The sequence below is a fragment of the Shigella sp. FC1544 genome (genome assembly GCF_001722145.1).
In the GTDB taxonomy this organism is placed as follows: domain Bacteria; phylum Pseudomonadota; class Gammaproteobacteria; order Enterobacterales; family Enterobacteriaceae; genus Escherichia; species Escherichia coli.
In genome coordinates this window covers 1-293 of sequence record NZ_MECT01000500.1, presented here as the reverse complement: position 1 = coordinate 293, position 293 = coordinate 1, and the positions used below count along the sequence as shown (strand labels likewise).

1 protein-coding gene and 1 pseudogene are annotated in these 293 nt (G+C 54.6%); both read left to right on the top strand.

Annotated elements, in window-relative coordinates; genetic code table 11:
- Positions 1 to 69 (top strand): hypothetical protein (locus BGK49_RS31750; protein ID WP_371356892.1); only part of this gene is annotated, 69 nt, incomplete at its 5' end.
- A gap of 4 nt (positions 70 to 73) precedes the next feature.
- Positions 74 to 293, top strand: a pseudogene (locus BGK49_RS19030) (transposase); the annotation flags it as partial.

Genomic DNA, 293 nt, shown 5'->3' with positions numbered 1-293 from the left:
CCGAGAGTGGTAAAGGAGAGGCCCTGGAAATACCCCACAGCCCCGAAAAAGAGCCAGTCAGTTGCTTAACTGACTGGCATTACACATCCCGGAGAAGTTTTTTAAGATGGTGAGGTACTTCGGGTTCCTTGCCAACCGGGTGTGTGGAGAGAAGCTGCCGCAGGTGTACCGTGCTCTGGGGATGGATAAACCGGAACCAGTGGCGAAAGTGTGCTATGCACAAATGGTGAAACAGTTCCTGAGTCGTGACCCGTTCGAATGCGTGCTGTGTGGCGGCCGGATGGTATACCGCC